The sequence below is a fragment of the Methylobacterium sp. E-045 genome (genome assembly GCF_022829685.1).
Lineage (GTDB): Bacteria > Pseudomonadota > Alphaproteobacteria > Rhizobiales > Beijerinckiaceae > Methylobacterium.
In genome coordinates this window covers 1-20350 of the sequence record NZ_JAKSYE010000071.1, presented here as the reverse complement: position 1 = coordinate 20350, position 20350 = coordinate 1, and the positions used below count along the sequence as shown (strand labels likewise).

Sequence of the window (20350 nt, the reverse complement as noted above, 5' to 3'; positions counted from 1 at the left end):
TCGGGTCTCACCACCGCTAAGACGAAAGGGCGCCCTCGTGGCGCCCTTCGTCGTTCTGGGGCCGCGCGTCCCTCTCCGATCCTGACGAAGGGCCTACGATGGACCAGACCATTCCGACCTGGGGCTACAAGCCCGACGGGTCCGCCGAGATTTTCGACCTCGCTCCGGGCGAGGGCCTGCCGGAGGGCTGGGAAGCCTCTCCGACCTGCATCGTCGATCCTGCCTTCGCGACCGCCGAGGCGCTGACCGCCCGCTCCGAGGGCCGCGTCTACATCCCGCCGGCGCTTGCTGCCGCCGTCGCCGATCCGGCTTCCGGCGCCCTCGACGAGCTCGCCAGCTCCGTCGCCGAGATCGAACGCCTGCAGGCTGTCATCTCGTCCGGCATGGCAGAGAACGAGCGCCTGATTGGCGAGATCCAGGACGCTGAGGCCGGGCTCGAAGCCGCCGCTGGCGAGATCGTCTCGCTGAAGGCGCTGCTCACCAAGGCGCAGGAAGACGGCGGGTTCGCTGTCGCCGAGCGCGACGAGGTGCTCGCCAAGCTCGATGCCGTTACGGCCGACCTGACGCAGGCCCGTGCCGACCTCGACTCGGTCACCACCCCGAAGGCTCCCGCAAAGGGCAGCAAGTAAGATGGCCCGCACGCGTCAGGATCTGATCGAGCTCGTTCTCCAGAACCTGGGCGTGCTGGCGGCTGGCCAGTCGGCTGCGGCGGAGGACCGCCAGACGGTCAACGCCCGTGTAGATCCGAAGCTGTCCGAGCTCGGCCGTCGCGAGGTGTTCGTCGGCCTGAACGCCGATTCCCTCGACGACGCCGTGTTCCTGTACGTCGCCGATATCCTGACCTTCGCCTGTGCGACGCCGTTCGGGATCTCGGGGGCGAAGCGCACGGAGCTCGCGCAGGTCGCGGCCGAGGCCGAGGCGATGCTCAAGGGCATGGCGCGGCAGTTCTCGACCATCGCAGCGACGGCGACCTTCGATATCGTCCAGCACGTCCTTGAGACGCTGGGCGTGGTCTCGCCCGGGCAATCGCCCTCCGCGCAGGACCGTGGCGTCGTCACGGCCCGCATCGCGCCCATGCTCGCGGATCTGCGCGCTCGCGAGATCACCACGTTCCTGACCCTGGCGCAGGCCGATGCGGCGATGCTCCCGCATCTGGCCACCATCCTGGTCGCGCGCTGCGCCTCTGCCTTCGGGGCCGATGCCGCGACGCAGACCGCGTTGGGTCAGGCCGCCGGCGGCGCCGAGCAAGCGTTGAACAGCCTGGTCCGGCAGTTCGACACGGGCGTCGCCACCGGCGGGACCTTCGACCTCGTCCAGGTGACGTTGGAGAACCTCGGCGCCGTCGCAGTCGGCCGCACCGCCTCGGACAAGGATCGCAGCATCATCACCGGCCGCGTCGGCGCGGTGCTGGCCGACTTGCGCAATCGCGAGGTGATCTCGATCGCCTCGGCGGCCGACGCCGACGCCTCGACCCTGCTGCAGCTCTCCGTCATCCTGACGTCGGCCTGTGCCATGGCCTGGGGCCTGCCGGCGGACGTGCGCAAGGCTCTGAAGGAAGAGGCGCTCCTCGCCGAGGCGGCGCTCCAACGTCAAACCCGTCAGCTCGACAGCAGCACCGGCACGAGCGGCACCTTCGACCTGGCGCAAACCGTCCTCGAAATGCTGGGCGTGGTTGCTGCCGGCCAGACGGCTACGGCGAAAGACCGCTCCGTCATCACCGCGCGTGTCGCGGTGCTCCTGGCGGACCTGCGCAAGCGGGAGGTGATCGACCTGCCGGCGATTGCGTCGGTGGACGATTCGACGAAGCTTCATCTGGCAGCCCTTCTCGCCGCCCGCTGCGCTCGCCTGTTTGGCATCCCCGACGCCATGCTGCAGGGGTTGAAGGCGGAGGCCGCCGACGCGGAAGCCGCGCTTCGCTCCATCACGCGCCAACTCGATACGGGATCAGCAGTCTCCGGAACACTGGACCCCCTTCAGGTCGTGCTCGAGCGCCTGCGTGTCGTCGAGGCTGGTCAGACCGCGAGCGATGCGGATCGGTCCGTCGTGTCCGCCCGCGTAGCATCGATGCTGGACGATCTGCGCCTGCGCGAGATCGCGGACATCGCGTCCCTGGACGATGCTGCGGCGGCGACGCTCCCGCACCTCATCACCATCCTGACGGCGACCTGCGCCGACGCCTTCAAGATTCCACCCGACGTGAGCACGCTGCTGGCGGCTGCGGCGGGTCGCGCCGAAGTCTCGCTGAAGGCCATGGCGCGTCAGCTCGACAAGGGCACGGCAACGTCCGGCGATTTCGACCTCGTCCAGAACGTGCTTGAGCAGTGCGGCGTCGTCGCCGGCGGCCAGACCGGTAGCGACCAGGACCGCACCGTCGTCGAGGCGCGGATCCCTGTGCTGCTGGCCGAGCTGCGCCGCCGCGAGATCATCACGCTCGCCTCGATCGACGATGCCGACGAGGGCACCCTCCTGCCGCTCTCGACGCTGCTGGCGGGCAAGTGTGCCGCCCTGCTCGGCGCGCCCGATGCGGTGGTCGCAGGGCTGAAGGGCGAGCGTCAGGACGCCGAGACCGCCCTTCGCCGCATCGCCCGCCAGATCGATACCGGTTCGGCCGTATCCGGCACCTTCGACATCGTGCAATCGGTGTTGGAGACGCTCCAGGTCGTGGAGGCGGGCCAGACCGCCTCGGCAAACGACCGCGCGGTGGTCTCCGCCCGCGTCGCGCCCGTCCTGGCCGACCTGAAGCAGCGCGAGATCATCGCGATTCCCGCCATCGCGTCGGCGGATGCGGCCACGAAGCTCCATGTCGCAGCGATACTGGCGCTCGCCTGCGCCGTACCGTTCGGCGTCCCTGCCGACCCGTTCCGCGAGCCCGCCGGACGCGCGGAAGCGTCCCTCCGCGCCATGTCCCGCCAGTTCGACGGCGGTGTCGCGACCTCGGGCACCTTCGACGTCGTCCAAGCCGTGTTGGAAAGCCTCGGCGTGGTCGTGGCGGGCTATACCGGCTCGGCTAAGGATCGCGCCGTCGTGTCCGCGCGCATCGCTCCGACCCTGGCGGACCTCCGCCTGCGTGAGATCGTCAACATCCCCTCGATCGCGGCGGCCGACCCCGCCGTCCTGATCCATCTCGCCACCATCCTGACGTCGGCATGCTCGCAGGCATTCGGGATCGGCGTCGAGACCCGCACGCTCCTCGCCGGCGAGGCCAAGCGCGCCGAGGCCGCCCTCAAGGCGCTCGCCCGTCAGCTCGACACCGGTACCGCGACCTCGTCCGTGTTCGATCCGGTCCAGGTCGTGTTGGAGATGCTCGGCATCGTGGCGGCCGGTCAGACCGCGTCCGACAAGGATCGGGCCGTCATCACCGCCCGCGTCCAACCGAAGCTGCTCGACCTCTACAGCCAGGACATCTGCGGGGTGAGGGACATTTCGGAGCTGTCTCCCGAGCTACAAAGCGCTTTTGCGCAGTGTCTCGCGGCCGACTGCGCCCTGTCCTTCTCCGAGGTGGCGCCGGCCCGCGTCGCGATGCTGGCGGCGATGGTGCCGGCGGCCGAGCGGCGTCTCCGGTACGCCTCGTTCGTCTATGACGCTCGCCCTGCGCTGCGCACGGAAGCGTTCTGGGGCCGGCGTTGCGGGTACGCCGTCTGATGGCCGCGATCGCGTTCCCGACCTCGTCCCGTCCCGGCCTATCGGCCGAGGAGGGCTCGGGCCGGCTCATCAACGCCTTCGTCGAGCAGCTCGGCGACGGCAGCCGCGGCCCGGTCTCGATCCGGCGCGTGCCGGGCCTCGCCCGCTTCGCCGATACCGGCCTGCGCGGTCCGCGTGGCATGCGGACCCTCGGCGACATGCTCCTCGCCGCCTACCGGGACAAACTCGTCCAGATCCGCGCCGACGGTTCGGTCATGCCGCTCGGCGACCTGCCGGGCACGCGTCGCATCACCATCGCCCGCAACAACCGGGCGCCGGTCCCCCAGACCGTGTGCGTGACGGAATATGGGACGTACACCCTCACCTCGAACGGCATCCCGACGCCGCTTGCGATTCCCGGAGAGTTTCCGGCGCCGAACAGCGTCGAGTTCCTGCTCGGCTGGTTCTTCTTCACCGGCGGCGATGGCCGCTGCTACGCGTCGGGCCTGAACGACACGACGTTCAAGACCCTCGATTACACGACCGAACAGGCTCGCCCGGGCGGCCTGATGCGGGCGATCGCGTTCCGGTCCGAGCTCTTCCTCTTCGGGCCGCAGGAAATCGGCGTCTACGGCGGCCCGGCCAACGCCAACGGATTCCCGCTCTCGCGCGTCACCGGCATCCCGCGTGGCCTGATCGGGCCGTGGGCGGTCGCCGGGCACGAGGAAGGTTGGTCGAACGAACTGATCTGGGCCGGTGATGACGGCGTCGTCTACCAGCTGTCCGGCTACGCCCCGAAGCGGATCTCGAACCACGATGTCGAGCGCGATCTCGCCGCCGCGGCGAAGGTCGACGCCACCGCGATCGAGGCCTCGGTGCATCTCGTGGCCGGGCATGCGTTCTGGGCAATCTCGATGCCCGGCCGGACATGGGTCTACGACCTGACGACCGAGCAATGGCACGAACGGGCCAGCCACGCGGGATCGCGCTGGCGGGCAACGCAGTCCGTGAAGGCCTTCGGGCGCTGGCTGCTCGGCGATCGCCTCGGGCCCGGCCTCCTCGAGGTTCGCGAGGATGTCTTCCAGGAGGACGGCGCGCCGCTTCGCTTCCGGGTCGAATCCTTGCCCGGTGCCTCGTTCCCCCAGCGCGTTGCGGTGCCCCGCGCCGACTTCGACTTCGTCGTCGGGCGCGGTCGCGCCGGCGGCGGCGGCACGGTGGAGACGCCGGAGGTTCTGGTGTCGTGGTCGGATGACGGCGGCGCGGTGTGGTCCAGCCCGCTCGTGCGCTCCCTCGGCCGGCAGGGTGAGACCCGCGCCCGCGTGAACCTGCTGCGCACCGGACTGACCGGCGTCCAGGGCCGCACCTGGCGCATCGACGTGTCGGACCCGGTCTATGTCGCGCTGCTCGGCGGCGCGATGGCGGTGGAGACCCGCACTGAATGAGCACGAAGCCGACCATCCCCAACGCCTCGACGCTCGCGCTCGCACCCGAGTGGTTCCGCTTCCTCGCGGGGCTCCTCGCCTACGCCGCCGAGCTCGAAGCCCGCATCGCCGCGCTCGAAGCGCGATAGGAGGCCGTCATGGCATCGATCTTCTCCGGACGCGCCGGACGCCTCGCCGCGCAGGCCCAGGAAGCCGCCCTCGTGAAGGGCCAGGGTCAGGCGAATGACGCCCTGGATACCGCCTACGGCCAGGCCTCGAACGCCTACGGTCAGGCCGGCAACATCTTCGGTGGCCTCACCGACAGCTACGGCGCCGGTTCCAAGCTCTACCAGGATGCGTTGGGCGTGAACGGCAAGGAAGGTGCGGGCGCCGCGCAGTCCGCCTTCACGTCGAGCCCCGGCTACAGCTTCAACCTCGATCAGGGCATGCAGGCGCTCCAGCGCACGCGCGCCGCCTCCGGCACGCTCGCCTCGGGCAACGCCGATACCGACGCGATGAAGTTCTCGCAGGGCCTCGCCTCGCAGGACTGGAATAACTGGCTGCAGAACCTCAGCGGCCTCGACACGAAGCGCTACGGCGCGACCACGGGCGAGGCCGGCACGTTCGGCCAGCTCGGCAGCGCCGCCCTCGGCGTGGGGCAGGCCAAGGCCGGCATCGCGACCCAGACCGCGCAGGGCATCGGTACCGCGCAGGCAAACGGTCTGATGGCTGGGCAGCAGGCTGCCGCCAATCGCTTCGGAGCGATGATGGGCGGGCTGAACCTTGTCGCCAACGGGGTCGGCTCGCTCGCCGGAAACGGCAACGCCATGGGCAACCTCGGCAAGAACCTGTCCTCCGCCTTCTCGATCTTCGGGTGATCTCATGAGCGCTGGCTACGGACCTCCGGCGGTCAACACTTTCGGCATGATTGCCGGCCTGGGACAGGCCTTCGGCGATTCCTACGACGCTGCGCGCAAGCGCTCGCAGGAGGATGATGCGCCGGAGCTGTTCGGCAAATTGATGGGGCTCCAGAGCGCGCCCGCTTCGGCCCCGGCGATCACCATGGGAACGCTCGGCCAGGATACCGGAACGAAGGCGCCGACCTTCACCGCGTCCGGTGGCGCCATCGGCGATTACCTGAAGACGACCCGCGCCGTGGAATCGGGCGGCAACGATCTCGCCGCCAACCCGAACAGCACCGCCAAGGGCCGGTACCAGTTCACCGACTCGACCTGGCAGAGCGTAGCGAAGGCGCACCCCGAACTCGGCCTCCAGCCGGGTGGATGGAAGGATCCCGCCCAGCAGGAAAAGGCGATGGCCGCCTTCACCAGCGACAACGCGGGAATCCTCTCCGGCAAGGGCATCCCGATCAACCCGGGCAACCTCTACGTCGCCCACTTCCTCGGCGCCGGCGGCGCGACGAAGTTCATCCCCGGCGCGATCAACAACCCGGACGCGCCCGCGACCGCTTTCGTCAGCCCTGGCGCCGCGCGCGCCAACCGCTCGATCTTCTTCAATCGCGACGGCTCGCCGAAGACGGCCGGCGAGGTCTATGCCGAGCGGACTGGTCGCTTCGTCAGCCGCGAGCCCGTGGCGACGCCGGCCCTGCCCGCTGGCGGTGCCGTCGCGGGCGTCCCGAGCATGATGTCGGCCGGCGCTCCCGCGACCATGCCAGTATCCCCCTCTCGGCCGACCGGCGCTCGCGTTCCGACGTTCCTCGGATCGCAGGCGCAGGGAGGATTCGACCCGAACGCGCTTCCTGCGGCGCCGACCGCCGTCGCATCCGCGCAGGCGTCCCCCGAAGCCGACATGCCGGTCGCTGGCGGACAGCCCGCGCAGTTCCAGATTCCCGGCCAGCCCGCTCCTGCGGCTGCACCCGCCGCCGCGCCAGTGGCGCAGGGGTTCGGCGGTTTCGGCGGTAGCGGGACTGCCGGTACGCCCCGCATCTCGCCCGAGCAGGCTGAGATCCTCAAGGCGGCTTGGAAGAACCCCAACACCCGCGCCATGGCCACGCAGGTCTATCAGGCGCTCGTGACGGGTAAGGACAGCCCGTGGAAAATGGACTCTGTGAACGGTGTCTCGTCCTGGGTGAACCCGCGCACCGGTCAAATCATCCCGGTGACCGGCGTCGGGCCCCACTTCACGAACGAGACCGATGCCGATGGCAATCAGTTCAAGGTGAACAGTCTCACCGGCGAGCGTAGCATCGTCATGCAGGCCACGAAGCCTCGCACGCAGATCGTCAAGGCCGAGGACGGCACGCAGTACGTCGTTGACCCGGATGACGGCAACGCCTCTCCGCGGAAGCTCTCGCTGGGCAACGCAGGCGTGCGGGTATGGGGATCAGTCGGGCCGGACGGCCAAGTCGTCCAGCCGCCGCCGAATGCCGCCCCAAACGCCCCCGGCTACTACGATGCCAAAGGGGTGCCTCAGCTCATGACGGGCAAGGGCGTTTCCGTCACGAACCAGATCGGTGCCGGCGAGACCGAGGAAGCGAAGGAGCTGGGCAAGCTGCGCGGCAAGCGTGCTGAAACGATCGAGGCCAGCGCGATGAAGGCGCCCGACCAGATCGCAAAGCTGAACATGCTCGGCGGCGTCCTAGACAATGCCACGACCGGTACGCTCGGCCCAACTGAAACCAAGGTTGTCGGCCTGGCGCAGGCACTCGGCATCTCGGATGATACCATCAAGAATCTTGGCCTGAACCCTCAGCAGGCGGTGACGGCCCAGATTGCGACGAAGCTCACGAACGAGCTCGTCACCGGCATGATCGGCAGCGGCGGGTTCCCGTCGAACAACTTCTCGAACACCGACCGCGAGTTCCTGACCGATATCTTCCCGAAGATCTCGAACCGTCCCGAGGCCAATCGCACGGCCATCGAGATCCTGAAGCGCGTCCAACAGCGGAATCTTGAGTTCGGTGACGCCTGGTCGGAGTATCAGCAGGCCCAGCAGGAGGCCGGCAAACCCATCAAGGTTTCGGAGTTCGAGTTCAACTTCCGGAAGAGCCTTCGGGGCAAGCCTGATCTCTTTGCGGACATGCGGGATGCCAGCGTTGCGCCGGCGGCGTCGAAGAGCGAAGCCGCTCCTGTGTCGAAGGCCTCCCCGACGCCCAAGCAGCCGGACACCACGTTGCCGATCAATATACCGGCGACGATGAAGCCCGAGGACGTCAAGAAGCGGTACAAGAGCGGGACGAAGATCATCCTGCCCGACGGTACGGAAGGTGTTGTGCCCTGATGGCTGAAGATCCCTGGGCCGCGTTTCGGCCTGCGCCTGCCCCCGATGCTTCGCCTGCGGCTCCGGCCGCGAGCGCTGATGCCTGGGCGGAGTTTCGTCCGAAGGCGGCTGATCCTGCTCAGCCGTCCGCGCTTTCCCGTGCGGGTTCGGTCGCGGCCGATGTAGCGCAGTCGGCAGGCGCTGGCGTCATCCGAGGCGCTGCGGGTCTCCTTGATCTTCCCCAAACCGCTTATGGGCTGTTGGATAAGGGGGCCGGCATAGCAGCACGTGGCGCAATCCGTGCTTTTGGTGGAAAGCCAAACTCGGATCTGGGGCTTGATACCCGTTCCACGGGGAGCGTTCCGTCTCCGTCTGATCTGCCAAAACCGGGTGAGTCCGCGATCAAGGCCCTCGAGTCGTCGACACAGCCGCTCTATGAGCCGCAGACCACAGCCGGCGAGTATGCGCGCACGGCCGGAGAGTTCCTGCCCGGGGCTGGAAAGTCGGCTGCCAGCTTGGCGAAGTTCGCTCTGGCTCCGGCGGTTGTCAGTGAGACGGCCGGACAGGCGACGAAGGGCACGGCGGCCGAACCGTGGGCTCGCGGTGGCGCGGCATTGGCAACCGGCCTCGGCGCTGGCGCTGTCGGTCGGCGCAGCTCTGCAGAGCGCATCTTCGACCGCGCTGCCGGCACGCTGAAGCCGGACGAGGTCACCCGGATCCAGTCGCTCGAGACGGATGCCTCCGCTCGCGGCGTACCACTGTCATGGCCGGAGGCTGTGCAGCAGGTTGTTGGACCGAACCGGCTTGGTGACGTGATGCGCGTCGTCGAGGGCGAAGGCGGCATGTCCAGTTTCTTCGCGAAGCGTCCGGACCAGATCGCGACTGCCGGCGGCACGGCGCTCGACGGCATCGCCCCGGCCGGCGCTTCCCCTGCCCGTGTCGGTGGCGCTGTCCAGGACGCAGCTCGCGCCGGCGTCGCACAGACTCCGGAGGGCATCGCACTGGCGCAGGCTCGCGAGGCTACCGGCCCGCGCATCACCGCTGACCAAGCCGGACAGGTAATCCAGCCCGAGCTTCGGGGTGTGGTCGACGCCCGCGAGGCCGCCCGGAAGGCGCAGGCTGACGTCGACTATGCGGCGGCGAAGAACGTCCCTGATCGCGTTGGCATCGAGCGCACCATTGAGGTGGAGCGCCCGGGCGAACCGATCGTCACCCAGCCGGCCTTCTCGCGTCCGCAGTTCGAGGCCGATGCGCCTCGCCCGGCCGAGGCCTTCGAGCGGCCGGGTGTCATCGCCGACGATCCGCAGGGCGAAAGCCTCGCCCGCTTCATCGCTCGGAACGGCGGCCTCCGCCTGGATGGCGATGCGGCGGCGACCGACCTGCATCGCTTCATGGTACCCGGTGTCGGCAAGGTCGCCCGCCCGGACGGCAAGGGCCTCGACAACTTCTGGCGCGAGCGTCTGATCGAGGAGGGTTACTTCCGCCCCGATGCCGACGGCGGCATGGCGCGTGACATCACGTCGGAACTGTTGCGCAAGCTGCAGAATGAGCAGCGTGGCTTTCCGTCCTACCCGCTCGATGCTGCCGGCCGTCCGAAGGGGCGCGCCGCCAGCGGTCAGGCTGCCGACGACTATGCGAACGCCCGATCGCTGGCCGAGGGCCGCTTCGACGAAGATCTCGCCCGCGTCGAGATCGACCCGAAGGGCATCCACCCGGATATCCGCGAGCGCGTCGTCGGCGCCCTGATGCGGGGCGAGGAAACCGACCCGCTGAAGGCCTACGAGCGCACCGTTGGCGCGATGAAGGGGCCGCTCGACCCGTATGTGAAGTCGACCACCGTCACCGAGACGATTCCCGACGTGCGGTTCGGCCAGGTGAACCCGCAAGCGGCCCTCGACGCGATCGACACGCAAATGCGCACCGCGAAAGGCGACGTGCGCGGCGCCCTCGTCCAGGCTCGCAAGGATCTGCACGGCCCCGGCGGTGAGACCGATCTCAGCATCGAGGGACTGCTCCACGCTCGCGAGCGTCTCGATCAGGCCATCTCGTCGGCCCGCGAAATCGGCGACGCCACGAAGGTCCGCGATCTGCAGATTGCCCGCTCGACCCTCGACGGGCAGCTGAAAGCCGTGCCGGAGGTGGCGACGGCCGACGCGAACTTCGCTGCGAACTCGCGCCCGATCGAGCCCTTCACCGGCAATACGCCCCTCGCCACTGTCGTCCAGCAGAATCCGAACACGGGCCGTATGGCGACGCCCACCGAACAGGTGCCGAGCCATCTGCAGGGCGCTACGGCCGCGCGCGAGTTCCTCGCCAACGCCACGCCGCGAGCTCGCCAAGCCTACGAGGGCAACTGGACGACGAAGATCCTCGACGGCGCCACGGACAAGCGCGGTGTCATCGATCCGGACAAGCTGCACGGGCTGATGCGGGACCATGCCGACGTGCTGGGCGAGATGCCGGACGTCTACCATCGCCTCGAACGGGTGGTCGTGGCGCGGGATGGCATGGCTGCGGTGGAGCGCTCACCGCTGGGCAAGCTTGCCGAGCGGCCCGACGTGAAGAAAGCCATCGCGGTGCTCTTCCCGTCGAAGCCCACGGCAGGATCGGCGCAGGACGTGACGTCAGCTATCAAGGCCGTTGTCCGGAACGACCAGCGCGCCGGCCGCGAGCTCGTCCGCATCCATCTGGAGACGGAATTCAAGGAAGCGACGCAGCGGCTTCAGTCAGGTCCGAACCAGGGTGGTGGCGCGAGGTTCGCTGCCGTCATCCGGGGGAACGAGCTGCAGGCGGAAAACCTCTCGGCCGCGCTCCGCGCCCTCCCCGATGGCGCCGCCATCAATGCCGGTTTCTCTCGCTTCCTCGACATCATGGAAGCGACGGGCCAGCGTCAGGGTATTGGCTCGAAGACGACGTTCAACACCGCCCTGCGCGAGGAGTTGAAGGATGGCGGGTTGAAACGCGAGCTCGCTGGCGCAGCTGCGACCGGCGGCTTCAAGCTGCCGACGCGCATCATGAACGCGTTCGACAACTGGCAGGCGGGCAAGAACGTCGAGGAGTTGTCTCGGCTATTCACGACCCCGGAGGGTGGACGGCGTCTGGCGCAGCTCGCTAACGCCCAACCGGGCGCTTCGACCATCGCCCTGCTCAATCGTCTGGTGTCGCTGACGGCGCGCGGCGCGCAGTCGGGAGACCGCCCGGCCGCTGCGGTACGGTAGGTTCTGCAAATTTCGAAAGAGCCAGTCCCAAACGTTGGTGAGGACTGCGGTGGCGAAGGCAACCATGAGGGTTGCAGCCATCGCAATCACGACAAGCGCGAATGGTCCGGACATTTCCGGATCTGGATACACATCGCCGTTGTGGAATGCGCTCCAAGTAAGCCACGCGATGGTCGTAGCCTGTACGAACATCCAAAGGGGGCGGGAGAGGCTGCGGGACATTTGCGCACCATACAATCCTCCCAGACGCGAGGCTATCTGTTCCGCGTGCCGTTCGAACTGGCCAGACGTGAGAATCCATGCTGCAAGTGCCGCGATCCACGAATGAGAGAGCGGACGGGAATGGGTTTCTTTAGATCGTCAGCGCCTGCAATCCAGCCGCCTACCCGCTTCCTCTGGACAGAAAGCCTATGGTCTGAGGTTACGGAAGGGCCAGAAGCTGCATTCCACACTATGATGATTGTGCGTCGAAAGAATGTACAAGCCGCGTGGCAGTACGGCTCCCGGTCTCTGAAGCGAGATGTGGATTATCGCGGCAGTCTTGGTGCGGAGCCGGGGTCGTTAGGGGAGCATGTTACGGCCCATTTGACTTTCAACACCGATCCGTCGGCTCATGAGAATAAGCATGCTCATGCCGACAGCTTGGGAATTGCTTATACAAATCAATATGACCATGCTGGGTCGGCCTTTCCCATATTTGTTTTGGAAATATGGGGGGATGAACTTGGCGCCGATGCTTTTGAACAAGCTTTCGACCAATCCTTGGCGGCTGGCCGCGACCATTTACCGGTCTGGATATGGTCCAGAATACGAGCGCCTGCGGTCGAAAATGAGGGAAGGTTCGCCGCGATCCAGCCGCTAGATACTATCCGCTTTGTGCATAGCATCGAGCTTGGCGTGTCCGAAAAATCTCTTCGTGAACGCTAACATGCTCATGAGCATTTGCCCCGGCGGAAGAGCCAGCGGGGCATGCCGGGACGATAGCAGGAGGTCTGGCGTGGGGCTATCGCCGATCAATCGTCTCGCGGTCTGCGACCAAGCCGAGAGTGGAAAACGAGGGCGAGGATCTTCTCGCCATCTTCGGTTGGGATGTAGCCGCCGCCGTCGCAGAACGGGCAGGTGCCGGTGTATTGGATACGCCCTTCGCCCCCACAATCGTCGCAAACGCGCTCGAGGACGATGCGCTCCAGGAGTGAACTCTCTTGTTCAGTTTTTTTGGATCCAGTCATCGACGGCATTGATAAGCTCCACGGAGCGTTCCACAAACGGGAGTAACATCTCCTCAATGAACTCGTAATCGAGAAATGGTGGCAACGATTCCCCAACTGCCCCCTTGGGGGTCTTCAAATCTTTGCTGACGAGATTGAGATACTGTTGGTCAAATTTGCTTGAATTATGAACTATGATGTTTCTCATGGCGCTGATGCGCAATATTTCTGTCGAGTCGATTGCTCCTAATATCGATTTATTGTCAATGCAAAATGCTGCCTTGTACGCTGATTGTATGCTGGCAAGGCTTGCCAAACTAAGGTCGGTCCTCCAGATTGACCCCATCTTATGCTTTAGATCATAATCATATTTTTGCATTAGCTTTAGCGGAAAGGTCTTTCCCTCCATTTCTTCTTTCTTTTTGCCCCTCATTTCGCATAATATGTTCGGGTGAGTGTTGAGCGCAGCTTCCCAAAGGTCGCCGGCCATGACTTCAAAAGTACCCCAACACTCGACGATAATTGAAGCTAACCATGACTCAAGAGATTGCTCAATGCTCGAGAAGTCCGTGGATACGATCTTGAGCATATGAAACGTGCGCCCCTGCAGCTCCAACCACCTCCGCGTTGGCGGACTGCCTTGCGACATTGCAACTGCATCTGAATCAAAAGCGGCAACTGCCTCAGATATTTTCTCCAAGGCATATTGGTCTCTACGCTGCTGGTCTGCGGCTGGCTCCTTAGATTCTAATTCAAGGAGGGCGTGCGTTCCTGTTTTTTCAATGATAATAATCGGAGCAATTATGCCAGGAAGCATATATTGCATATTATGTATCCGAGAAAGATTGGCTATGTAATTCTTGTGCGTGTTTATTAGGCCGGGTGTCTTTGGCGGCGGCGACAGCAGCCCATGCATTGCCCAGTAGTGAGGTCCGAATTTGAAGTCTTTGCTGTCCATTTGATAATTTTCGACGGAGTTAGTTAATTCCGCGTTAACCGTCTGAAATACGAACGGCCAGGGGCAGGGGCGCTGCGAAGATCCGCTTTCAGTCCCTTTGCCCCTTGACCCGACGGGCAATCCATCGGAAACCGCCACCGTCGAGAGACGTGCGCGAGAACTCCGCCGCCCGACCACGGCCCCGCCTCACCGCGGGGCTTTTTCATTCCAGCACCTTCGACGCCGGCCGCTCCACCAGAGCGGCCGTTTGCATGTCAGGAGCCCCGCATGCCGGCTTGGCCGCGTTCACGCACTCAGGTGCTCGACGGCTCCGGCCGGCCGTACCTCGACCTGAAGGCGAACTTCTTCGCCGGCGGGACCACGACGCCGCTCGTCGCCTACTCGAACCCCGGACTGACGCAGGCGCATCAACAGCCGGTCGTTGCCGATGCGAACGGGCGATTCCCTCGTGTCTATCTCCCCGCTGGGCTCTATGCCGAGCAGATCCTCGGCACGGGCGGCGTCGAGCTCTGGTACGACGACGGCCTCGGCGTAGCCGCCCCGGTCGTGGATCCGGTGAACCCGGCGCCGGCGCCGGATGCCGCGTCCTACTTCGGCACGGGCGACGTCAAATGGCGCCCCGACGGCGCGATCCTTCCGGGCTGGGTCCGGATGAACGGCAACCGCATCGGGAATGCCACCTCCGGCGCATCTGAGCGCGCCAATGCCGACACGCTGAACCTCTTCACGTACCTGTACAATAACTTCGCCGATGACATCGTGTCGGTCAGCGGAGGGCGCGGCACATCGGGTGCGGCAGCCGATTTCGCCCTCGGTAAGACCATCGCCATTCCCAGCATGCAGGGGGCGTTGGCCGGCGGCCTCGATACGATGGGTTCGACGGCGGCTGGCCGCATCCAGGCGCTCCGGACCATCAATCTCACAGCAGGGTCGCCAACTGCGACCGTGCCCGACATCTCCAGGGTCGCCCCTGAAATGTACGTCTACGCTCCCGGGGTCTCCGCCGGCACGTACATCACCGACATCATCGGAAACACCGTCACCCTCTCGGCTGCGGCGGCCTCCGGAGGCAGCGTCACCGGGCGCTTTGCCGTCCTGAACGCGGAACGCCCCGGGGAGATCGGCGGCGACTCGCTGTCCTACCTCAGCAACAGGAACCTGCCCGTCGCCATGCCGGGCGGGACGACCACTTATGACGACCCGCCTCGGACGTATAAAACGCACGACACACTGCACAGGATCGCGAACGGAGACGGGGGTACGGCCTACCCGCTCGATGCGATGTGGTCAGGGGAGGCCGAGGTCTCGTCCGATCTCCCGCCCGTCAACCTCGGCGTGACAATCGTCAACCCGGACGGCGGGCGGCCGCTCACCAACCTCCCCCCGGTGCGTCTCGGCACCTATTACCTGAAGCTGTGAGGGCGCGCCGATGGCCTTCCTGAACAGCCTCGGCACGGTCTCGCGCGGCGGGCAATGGCGGTTTCGCCGTGTGTTTCGCTCCGCCTATGCCGACGGTCGCCTCGACCAGTCCGACAACGGTCTGATCGACTTCCGCCGCGCCTCGCTGGTGGTCCTCACCGTGACACCGCGCCCGCCCTTCGATCGCGGCGGCTGCTGGGACGGGGCGGTTGACCGTTGCGACGGCCCTGCCCCCGTCCTGACCGCCAGTACCGCCGACCGCTCGCTCGTCATCGTCAGCCCCGGCCTCGTCGAGGCGCTTTTCCCCGCGTCCGCCATGAGCCGGGTCCGCCCTGGCCTCTACGACGTCCGCCTCGTCCTCACGATCGGTCCGGAGACGGCCGAGATCATGGCCGAGCCCGTCGAGATCCGCTGATCCGACCGACTGTCTGACCCCGTTCCGCCCGCCCTCACCCGGCGGGCTTTTTCATGCCCGGAGCGCACCCGCATGCTCGGCTCATCTGGCCTGCCCGTCTTTCCCATCGACGCCGAGTCCGGGCGAGGCATCGACGTCTCGCGCCACGGTACGACCTTTCGGTTCGACATCGACGACCACGCGATCGTTACCGGCGGATCGGGCTCGCTCTTCACCATATCGACGGAGCCCGGTGATGCGGCCCTGAAGCGTGGTCTCGGCTTCCTCGTCCAAGCCAACCGCGACTTCACCGGTGCGCCACGGATCGAGGTCGACGACGCCGTCGCCAAGCCCTGGCTCGACATCGAGGGCCAGCCCCTCGCCCGGGTGATCAAAGGGCGCCTCTACCGGGTGGTCTATGACCCGATCGTTGACGCGTTCCGTTCAGACTCGCCGGTCCTCATCGCGAACGACGATCTCGTCGAAGCGCCGGAAGGCACGATCAAGGGCAATGCTGGCGATGGCAATGCCGATCTGACCGGCGAGGAGGTGCGCCTCCTCATCGAGCTCGACCACGTCGCCAACAAATCCGAAGCGGAGATGGTCGCTGCGGGCCCGATCTCGGACGCGCTGGCCGAAAAAGCGACGAACTCGGATCTCTCAAAGACCCGCTCGGACTTGGTGAAGTCGATCGCCGAGAAGGCATCGCTCGCCGACATCGCGGCGGCCGTCGATCCCCTCGATGACCGCGTCGATAACATCGAACGCGCCCAGAGCTCCAACCGCATCACGCGAGGAACCTGGGCCGAGATCGCACCTCTCGTCCCCTCCGCAACGACGACCTACGAAGTGCTCGTCGGCGACACGGGCCGACACGCGGGCATCACCAGCGAGTTCGGATACGACGCCGCAACGGGCACCGTTCCGAACCCCGGCGTCTACGCCGCCCTCGGCAATCCTCTCGCCATTCGCCGCATCGGTCCCCCCGGCTCCACCGCCGCCGCGATCGAGGTCGGCAAGTCGATCGTCACGACGACGCTCCCTCTCAGCGATCAGTTCGGGCTCGTCCTGAAGAACCTGACCACGGGCGAGCTCGCGGACCTCACCCATCCCGACAGCATCCTATGGATTCAGGAGGTCGCCTTGGCAGACCGATTCCCGTTCGACTTCAACGCATCCGGCGAATTCGGGAAAGCGCCCGTCGACGCGGTCGCCCAGCCGCTTGATGGCGCCGGCATCGGACGCCTGTCGTTCAAGAACCAGTCCGAAACGGCTTACGCGACGATCGCTTTCGGCAAGGATGCGGAGCATCTCGGTTCCGGTTCCGACACCTATGCCCCCGGCGCCGGGTATACCTACGATCCCCCGCCTTCCGGGCGGGTCTCGGTCGTCACGAACGGCGATGCCGTTCCCGTGACACTGCGCTTCTGGCGCTCGATCAACAAGGATCCGAACTCGCCGGCCCGCGCCGCGAAGCACCTGGCACGCTACGGCGGCGGCATGTCCGACGCACGCCGCGCTGGGATCGGCGACTTCTACCTCGGGCTGCTCGAAAGCGGCTGGATCGATATGTGCGCGAAGGGCGGCTCGATCTGGGTCGGGCGTGCGCCGAACAACTTCGACGGGCTGATCGATTGGGCCCATCCCGACCGGACCTTCGGCCGGGTGGTCATCAACAGCTCGACGCCTCCGGACACCTCGTTCGCTGGAACAGTGTTCAACGGCAACAACGCGATCGACACGCTTGTCACCCCCACGACCACCTCCGTCAACAAGCACAGCCTGTTCGTCGCGGCGGACCAGGCCGATGCCGGCAGCGCCAAGGTCGCGACGGGCAACAGCGGCATCCGCGTCGCCCCCAACCGTACCGGCACCGTCACCACGCTCTACACCGGCGGTGGATCGCTCCTCGTGACCGCAGGTGGACGCGGCGGTCTCCAGGGCTACACCCGGTCGAACAACGCCGGCATCCGTTTCTACAAGGATGGCACGCTGAAGTCGGACATCGCCGAGGTTGCCGACGATGCGACCCTCGGCAGCGGCAGCATCTACATTGGCGGCCTGCATGCGCTGAGCGGCCTGACCTTCGGCTACACCGGCACGCTCGAGTTCCAGGCGCAGACCTACGACGCCGTGCCGACCGACGCACAGGTCGACAAGCTCGTCTCGCTCCTGGCCACCTTCCGCACCGCTGTGGGGGGCTGAGCCATGGCGATCGTTGCAGACGTCGACGTTTTCATCATGGGCTCGGGCGGGGCCGGCCTTGCGGCCGGTGCCCGTCTCAAAAGCCTTGGCGCCTCAGTAGCCATCGCCGACGAGGCGCAATGGCCCGGTGGGCTTCTCACCGGTGGCCTAGGCCTGCCCGACTATGTCGGGGTCGGGGCTAGCACCGACACCCTGTCAGGGTTCGGTCGCAAGTTCTTCCTCGACTGCGAGGTGGCGGCCATTGCCGACGGTGCTGTCGTCGGCTCGCCCGCCGACAACAGCACTACCCCGCCGACGCCGGAGGTCCGTGGCTACGGCCGGCAGTACGCCGATCTCCCGCGCCGGTATTTGCCGGAATGGGGTCGTTATGCCCGCGACAAAATGTTGGCCGGGCTGCAGACCTTCTGGGACATCGAGATCGTCGACTTCCAGATCGATCAGTTCACGAAACTCGGTGGCGTCGTCACCTTCGCCGACGGACGGCAGGTCAAGGCCAAGCAGTTCCTGTCCTGCTCCTACGAGGCGCAGCTCGGGCGTGCCGCCAAGGTGCCCTACACCTATGGTCGCTCGGAGAACCGCGCGACATTCGACGAGCTGCTCGCCGGTGCCTACAGCAACAACCGGAATACGCTCCCGGCCGCTCTGCTGAACGCCAAGGGCGACATCATCAAGGGCAACCAGGGCTACACGACCGTTGCTGAAGGCTTCGGCGACCTGCGCGTCATGGCCTACAACTGGCGCTCGACGTTCTCGCAGCACCCGAACCGCCTGCCCTTCCAGGCTCCGATGCGTCCCGACGGGCTCCCGTTCCGCGAGGCCGACTTCGAGGACTGGATCAACGAACGCGGCTCAAAATATACCAACATCGAGCAGATCTCGTCGGGTCAGTTCGTCGACCAATATTGCATGACGACCAACGGCGGCTCTCAATGGGGCTCGCCGATGGAATACGTTCGCTGCAAGACGAAGGCGCAGCGGCGACTGTTCTGGGCGTGGCACTACTACTACACGGCTGGCTGGTACTACCTCGCGCAGAACTCGCCGCGTGTGAACCCGGCTCTGCGGGCGAACATGGCCCTCTGGGGCTTGCCGCCAAACCACAACGTCACCGAGTGGTTTGGTCAGCGCGGCTGGTCCTCGCACCTCTACGTGCGCGCCAGTCACCGGATGCGGTCGTCCGGGCTGATTTCGTTCGAGAACATCGGTCGCAGCGCGCGCGGCACCGTCCTCGAGGCAATGGGACGTGGCGGCTACCACGCCGACAGCCACGCCAAGTGCCATTCGACCATTCCGGGCGGCGGCTACACCCAAGACGGCGATATGATCGACGACGTCCAGGACGGTCGCTCGTACTGGAACCTACCGTTCGCCGCTTTGAAGCCGCCCTCGGCGATCATCCGCAACATGCTCGAGGTCGGCTGCCCGGCAGTCAGCGACATCGTCATCTGCTCGCTCCGCATGGAGCCGACCTGGATGTCGATCGGCGAGGCGGCAGGCGTGGCCGCGTTCGTCGCCGTTCGTGACGGCATCCCGGTGTCCGAGGTGCCCTACTCGAAGATCCGTGAACTCACCGATAGCCTGGGGATGAAGGTATGAGCGGTCCGTTTCCTGGCTTCGGCGGGGCCGTCAGCGGCGGCTCCGGCGGCACCGTCTCGGTCATTGGCCGGGGCGTCGTCACCAACGTCGGCGGCACCAAAACCGGTGCCGTCCTCATGGGCGCACCGATTCACGGGCGCGACGGTATCTGGGTCGAAAACAACGACGGCGTCGAGGGGCCGATCACGATCCGGCGCAAGCCCGATGGCGTCCTGATGACCACCGAGGGGGTCGACTGCTCGACCACGAACGACATCGAACTCGGCATGGCCACGCAGGACGGCCAAGACACCTATGTCGTCACGCGGTTGCGGTTCTGGGGCGCGACGAAGGCTCCGACCGTGCTGCGGGGAACGGTGTCCTCGAAGGCGAACCGGGATGGCGTCATTCTGGTGCCGGCGACGACGGACTTTTCCTCGCTGACCACGGAAGATGCCATGCTCGTCGTGGACATCCCCATTGCCCAACAGCGTGTAAGCCGCTTCGCGCGGCTGCTGTGGAAGCCAACGGTGGTTGAGAACCTCAAGCTCAACATCACCGTCTACCGCGAGCTGCTTCGGCAGAACGAGGTGTTCTAGGCTACCTTCGGGATCACTTCGGAAAGACTGCCATGGCCCAGACCCGTCATCTCATCATCGACACGTCGAAGGCCCCGAACGAGGTCGTCGACAAGATCACCTTCGAGACCGACCCGGCGTCTCCGAATTACGAGCGGCTGTTCGCGACCGACGAGTTCCACGTCGTTGCGTCGGACGTCGGCGACGTCGGTTGGACATGGAGTGAGGACGACGGGCTGAAGGCCCCCTGAGGCCGGTCTCCCGCTGCATCTTCCATCAGCCGCCTCCGGGCGGCTTTTTCGTGCCCCGATCATGGAGCCCCGCATGACCTCGTCCACCGACGCGGGCGCTTTCGCGCGCCTCGACCGAGACCGCTTCTTCGCGTCGATCCGCTCCCTATTCGGCTCGTTCACGCAGGACCAGGTCGACGGGCTGAACCGCCTGCTCGACGCCTTCCTGCTGCACGCTGTGCTGCTCGATCGCCGGCATCTCGCCTACATCCTGGCGACGAGCTTCCACGAGACCGGTAAGCGC

Annotated in this window: 16 protein-coding genes and 1 pseudogene; 15 read left to right on the top strand and 2 right to left on the bottom strand. The window is 66.1% G+C overall.

Annotated elements, in window-relative coordinates:
• Window positions 1-98: 98 nt before the first annotated feature.
• From MKK51_RS10220 to MKK51_RS10190, 8 genes are all read left to right on the top strand, one after another.
• Window positions 99-629: a hypothetical protein gene (locus MKK51_RS10220; protein ID WP_243976841.1), complete on the top strand. Its 531-nt coding sequence runs from the start codon at window positions 99-101 to the stop codon at window positions 627-629.
• A gap of 1 nt (window position 630) precedes the next feature.
• Window positions 631-3642 carry a hypothetical protein gene (locus MKK51_RS10215; RefSeq protein WP_243976839.1) on the top strand — a complete coding sequence of 1004 codons (3012 nt, stop codon included), beginning with the start codon at window positions 631-633 and terminating at the stop codon, window positions 3640-3642.
• Complete coding sequence (locus MKK51_RS10210; RefSeq protein WP_243976837.1) at window positions 3642-5063, top strand: hypothetical protein; 1422 nt, start codon at window positions 3642-3644, stop codon at window positions 5061-5063. The genes MKK51_RS10215 and MKK51_RS10210 overlap by 1 nt, the downstream gene beginning before the upstream one ends.
• A complete protein-coding gene (locus MKK51_RS27180; protein ID WP_279601067.1) occupies window positions 5060-5191 on the top strand; it encodes a hypothetical protein in 132 nt (43 codons plus the stop codon). Before MKK51_RS10210 ends, MKK51_RS27180 begins: the two co-directional genes overlap by 4 nt.
• A gap of 9 nt (window positions 5192-5200) precedes the next feature.
• Window positions 5201-5920, top strand: coding sequence for a hypothetical protein (locus tag MKK51_RS10205; RefSeq protein ID WP_243976836.1), 720 nt, complete (start codon window positions 5201-5203; stop codon window positions 5918-5920).
• Between the two features lie 277 nt (window positions 5921-6197).
• The gene (locus tag MKK51_RS10200; RefSeq protein WP_243976834.1) at window positions 6198-8282 is read left to right on the top strand and encodes a hypothetical protein; all 2085 of its coding nucleotides are present in this window, start codon (window positions 6198-6200) and stop codon (window positions 8280-8282) included.
• Entirely contained in the window at window positions 8282-11479 is a 3198-nt protein-coding gene (locus MKK51_RS10195) for a hypothetical protein (protein ID WP_243976832.1), read from the top strand. The genes MKK51_RS10200 and MKK51_RS10195 overlap by 1 nt, the downstream gene beginning before the upstream one ends.
• 522 nt (window positions 11480-12001) lie before the next feature.
• On the top strand, window positions 12002-12406 hold the full coding sequence (locus tag MKK51_RS10190; protein ID WP_243976831.1) for a hypothetical protein: 405 nt from the start codon (window positions 12002-12004) through the stop codon (window positions 12404-12406).
• 86 nt (window positions 12407-12492) lie between these two features.
• Here the strand turns inward: MKK51_RS10190 and MKK51_RS27540 are convergent, their stop codons facing one another.
• Together MKK51_RS27540 and MKK51_RS10185 are read right to left on the bottom strand one after the other, a co-directional pair.
• On the bottom strand, window positions 12493-12708 hold the full coding sequence (locus tag MKK51_RS27540; protein ID WP_409565656.1) for a hypothetical protein: 216 nt from the start codon (window positions 12706-12708) through the stop codon (window positions 12493-12495).
• Complete coding sequence (locus tag MKK51_RS10185; RefSeq protein WP_243976830.1) at window positions 12686-13645, bottom strand: hypothetical protein; 960 nt, start codon at window positions 13643-13645, stop codon at window positions 12686-12688. The genes MKK51_RS27540 and MKK51_RS10185 overlap by 23 nt, the downstream gene beginning before the upstream one ends.
• Before the next feature lie 267 nt (window positions 13646-13912).
• On the opposite strand from MKK51_RS10185, the gene MKK51_RS10180 reads away from it, so the two are divergent.
• The 7 genes and pseudogenes from MKK51_RS10180 to MKK51_RS10150 all read left to right on the top strand — a co-directional run.
• Window positions 13913-15064: a hypothetical protein gene (locus MKK51_RS10180; protein ID WP_243976829.1), complete on the top strand. Its 1152-nt coding sequence runs from the start codon at window positions 13913-13915 to the stop codon at window positions 15062-15064.
• Window positions 15065-15074: 10 nt separating this feature from the next.
• Complete coding sequence (locus MKK51_RS10175; protein WP_243976828.1) at window positions 15075-15479, top strand: hypothetical protein; 405 nt, start codon at window positions 15075-15077, stop codon at window positions 15477-15479.
• Window positions 15480-15551: 72 nt separating this feature from the next.
• On the top strand, window positions 15552-17663 hold the full coding sequence (locus MKK51_RS10170) for a hypothetical protein (RefSeq protein WP_243976827.1): 2112 nt from the start codon (window positions 15552-15554) through the stop codon (window positions 17661-17663).
• Between the two features lie 3 nt (window positions 17664-17666).
• Entirely contained in the window at window positions 17667-19259 is a 1593-nt protein-coding gene (locus tag MKK51_RS10165) for an FAD-dependent oxidoreductase (RefSeq protein ID WP_243976826.1), read from the top strand.
• Window positions 19256-19837 (top strand): hypothetical protein, encoded by a 582-nt coding sequence (locus MKK51_RS10160; protein WP_243976825.1) that lies wholly within the window; start codon window positions 19256-19258, stop codon window positions 19835-19837. Before MKK51_RS10165 ends, MKK51_RS10160 begins: the two co-directional genes overlap by 4 nt.
• Before the next feature lie 32 nt (window positions 19838-19869).
• The gene (locus tag MKK51_RS10155) at window positions 19870-20067 is read left to right on the top strand and encodes a hypothetical protein (RefSeq protein WP_243976824.1); all 198 of its coding nucleotides are present in this window, start codon (window positions 19870-19872) and stop codon (window positions 20065-20067) included.
• 73 nt (window positions 20068-20140) lie between these two features.
• Window positions 20141-20350, top strand: a pseudogene (locus tag MKK51_RS10150) (hypothetical protein); the annotation flags it as partial.